Below are 3,537 nucleotides of genomic sequence, written 5' to 3'. Positions count from 1 at the left end.
TGCCCGAGCGATGTTGGTTGAAGCAGCCTGGGCAGCGGCCCGTATGCCTGGACCATTGCGGGCTTTCTTTCTGCGCATTCAGCGGCGGCGCGGCCAGCAAATCGCGGCTGCCGCGACAGCTCGGAAGATGGCAGTCCTCATGTGGCATCTGCTCACTAAAACCGAGGACTATGCCTGGGCCCGACCGGCTCTTTTGGAAACCAAACTGCGCAAGGTGGAGTTGGCTGCGGGGCAACCGGCGGTGAAAGGGCGGCAGCAAGGCCGGGCCCATGCCTACAACAGCAAGGCGGTGCGGGATCGTGAGCGCGCCTGGCTCGAGCAGACCGAGAAGGCTTATGCACGCTTTGTGGCGAACTGGCAGACCAAGCCACCGAAAGGGTGCACGGGTGTCACAACCGGGACACGCTTATCGAAGGCGACGTGACGGGCTTGCATCCCTGCACCCGCTCTTGGCCACGTGGTCACCCGTGCACGAGGAAAATAGCACGATCTGACAAAAAGAGCTTGTCGAAAACATCCGTGAGGTAGGCACTTTGCCGGATCCGGATCGGCTTCAGACGTCGCCTTGATCGATCCCGAAGTCGGTCTGCGGTGTCGCCCGACAGGATCGCTTCTAGGTTCGTCTGGCTGCCGTCGATGACGATCCTCTCTGGACGGCCGTGCCGCTTCAGTGCCTTGCGCAGAAAGCGTTTGGCCGCGATGAGATTTCGCCTTTCGCTGAACCAGAACTCGACCGTGTCGCCGTTGCTGTCGATGGCGCGATACAGATAGCGCCACTGGCCTCGGACTTTGACATACGTCTCGTCAATGTGCCATCTGCCAGTGACAGCCCGCTTGCGCTGGTTGAAGCGCTCCAGCAGTTCAGGCGCGTATCGCAATGTCCAGCGGTGGATCGTGGCATGGTCGACGGAGACACCGCGCTCGGCCATCATCTCCTCGAGATTTCGCAGGCTCAGATTATAAGCCAAGTACCATCGTACGCAGAGAAGGATAATAGAGCGATCAAAATGCCTGCCCTTGAACACCATGGCCTCCGTAACTGTGCCTCCGGTCACAGTAGCTGAAACTCTGAAACAGATTGTTGCGACAGATCCCACGGAACAGGTACTTCCATTTCCCGCCAACCCGCACATAAGTCTCGTCTAAGCGCCATGAACCCGAGCGAGGTCCCTGGTACGGACGAACCCGCTTCTCAAGCTCTGGCGCATAGCGCTGAATCCAGCGAAAGATCGTGGAGGGGTCCACGCTGACACCGCGCTCCTCCATCATCTCGGCCAGATCCCGGTAGCTGATGCCATATTTGCAGTACCAGCGCACGCACAGCAGGATGATCTTGACGGGAAAGCGACGGCTCCTCGACTGGCCGCCCTTCATTAAACTGCCAAGGTTAATGCAACAGTGCCAGTCCATCAGCCGTTCCTGTGACAGTGCCTCATGCACGGACTTGAGGATCAGGAGTTAGCCGCTCTAGGTCCTTGTCAATAACGAATACTTGTGTTTGCCAATCCGGCCGTAAATCGGCAAAACCTTTCAGGGCTCAGGTCGAACAACTCTAGTCGAAAGACCTTGATGCGAGACAGCAGTAACATCAACGTATAAGTAACCTGGTCCCTAGGGCGGAGGGCCATCGCGCTGTGGTACGTCCCAAGCCGAACCCATGTACAATTGAGAGGTTCGCAATTGCGGCGTAGTCTTGAAAGGTAAACGTCAATGGCGCGTTGGGACACCTGGCCATGCTCAATCGCTTCGATAATGTGCGCGCAGTGTTGGCTGTAGCAGCAGTGATGTTACTCGACTTGCTTGGCCAGGTCGCCGATGCACTTCCGCCAGAGAGCCACCCTCAGCTCACGTCAGCGCATCGGGTTCTGGTGCAACCCGGAGAACAAGCTGAGCGGCTCATACCGCAGCTGCAATGACGGCACCAGCACCGAAGGCCGGAAGATGGAGGGGACAAGTATCATGTCCTGATTGAGAGGAGCTGGTATGAGGGGCCCGAACTCACCTTGGTTTAGGGCAACCTGGATGTCGAGGTTGTCGTCTGGTCTTTCCATGATGGAACCAGGACTATCCGCATACGATGCTTCTCTCCGGGACCTGCGACTTGAGCAAGCTGAAGACCCCGATCTGCAAGTTTTTACGCACCCAAGGAGCAACTGGATGCATAGAGAGACGTTCGCCACGTGCCGAGATCGAAATTCCTCTGCTTCGGCGTCAGTAATTGCGGCAGAGTTTGTTCATCAGTGCTCACCGGCATCGGAGATGAGTATCTCTCTACGCAAACATCAGTGTGGAATCATTGATGTTGCCTTAGCGCTCATTGCTCTAGCCGCTGCAGTCGCCGCCTTTATGATACTGAACGATAGAGCAGAGGACCATAGGCATAAGCCAACTCCAGAGCTGCGATCGCTGTCTTGAAGTTGCTTCCGTGCAAATCTTAAGTGCAGGCATCCACCATGCTCAGGTATTTCTTTCACATCTGCGACGGAGAAGAGGCTCTCGACGAGCATGGCACCGTCCTCGCCAGCCGTGACGAGGCCCGCGCCCATGCAATTACGGTGGCAGGTGAACTCCTCAGAGACGCCGGGAAAAAAGGGTGGCGTGGAAGCGAGTGGCGGCTGCAGGTCACCGACTTGGCGGGTGCAACAGTCTGCACACTCGACTTCCTGGTTGAGGACGGCAGCGCAAGCTAGTCGGCGCTGTCACATGTGGACATCGGGTACGACCCAATCGCAACGCCTGGCTGGACTTGAAGGGATGGAACCGAGCTTCGCTCCACCTCATGCAGTGATCAGATCGAACTGCTCTACAAGCGACAGGTTCGAACGGCAGGCATACTTCGCCTGCCCTTTGCACACCATGTGAACCAGTTCAATCCCGCTCAGCATCACGCGGGCACTGCTGATTGACTTCAGACTCAGCATTGAGTGGACGCGCCCCTTGATGGCCCGATAGTCATGCTCAACGCGATTATTGAGATCGATGCTCTGCCGTATGCAGATTGGTTTCAGCTTGCGCCTTTCTTGCAGCCTGTCCGCCATATCGCAGGACAGGATCGCTTCATGGGTGGTCTGGCGACCATCACTGATAATCCGCCCTGGTCGGCCGTGTCGCTTGAGATCCTTGCGAAGAAATCGTTATGCGGCAGTGAAATTTTGCCACTCGCCAGTGACTGGACGCATGCGGAGATTGAACTGCTCCAACAAGAGCGAGGCCTAGTGGTCCGTCCAGCGCTGGATGATTGAACGATCCATCGCCACGACACGTTCGGCCGTTGGGGGTGTGATGTCTGGATGGCGCCCATGTGGCACTGTGCTTGTTGATGACGTTTGAGCTTGGGGGGGCGGGTGCCGTCATGTCTCCGGGCTTTGAGCGCAATGCTGCATGACCGCGGGCCCTGGTGTGTTCCGCTGCAGCTAATGATCTTCACTAAAGACCTGCAACGGAGAGACCTGCGTGCCGAAAGAAGCTGGTAATGAGCTCAGGCCGTTGCTGCAGGCGGCCGAACTCGCGGCGGGCCAGGCGGTGCAAGTCGGCGAC

Annotated in this window: 1 protein-coding gene and 4 pseudogenes; 2 read left to right on the top strand and 3 right to left on the bottom strand. The window is 57.5% G+C overall.

The window, feature by feature from the left end; all coding sequences use genetic code 11:
* Nucleotides 1-424 (top strand): annotated as a pseudogene (locus ACS5Q1_RS47095) (IS110 family RNA-guided transposase); the annotation flags it as partial.
* A 91-nt stretch (nt 425-515) separates the two neighbouring features.
* On the opposite strand, the pseudogene ACS5Q1_RS47090 reads toward ACS5Q1_RS47095, so the two are convergent.
* Together ACS5Q1_RS47090 and ACS5Q1_RS47085 are read right to left on the bottom strand one after the other, a co-directional pair.
* A pseudogene (locus ACS5Q1_RS47090) lies at nt 516-1,025 on the bottom strand (IS6 family transposase); the annotation flags it as partial.
* A 64-nt stretch (nt 1,026-1,089) separates the two neighbouring features.
* A pseudogene (locus ACS5Q1_RS47085) lies at nt 1,090-1,374 on the bottom strand (IS6 family transposase); the annotation flags it as partial.
* Between the two features lie 1,079 nt (nt 1,375-2,453).
* Here ACS5Q1_RS47085 and ACS5Q1_RS47080 point away from each other — a divergent pair.
* The gene (locus ACS5Q1_RS47080; RefSeq protein WP_473104657.1) at nt 2,454-2,690 is read left to right on the top strand and encodes a DUF6894 family protein; all 237 of its coding nucleotides are present in this window, start codon (nt 2,454-2,456) and stop codon (nt 2,688-2,690) included.
* A gap of 87 nt (nt 2,691-2,777) precedes the next feature.
* Here ACS5Q1_RS47080 and ACS5Q1_RS47075 read toward each other — a convergent pair.
* Nucleotides 2,778-3,269, bottom strand: a pseudogene (locus tag ACS5Q1_RS47075) (DDE-type integrase/transposase/recombinase); the annotation flags it as partial.
* Nucleotides 3,270-3,537: the final 268 nt, after the last annotated feature.

It is taken from the genome of Microvirga sp. GN3 (assembly GCF_055792825.1).
Note: the sequence above shows the minus strand (reverse complement) of the source record. Positions and strands in the feature narration are given on the sequence as shown.

What these genes read in the sequence shown, in the direction of transcription:
- ACS5Q1_RS47080 (WP_473104657.1), top strand. Translation starts at nt 2,454, where the DNA reads ATGCTCAGGTATTTCTTTCACATCTGCGACGGAGAAGAGGCTCTCGAC.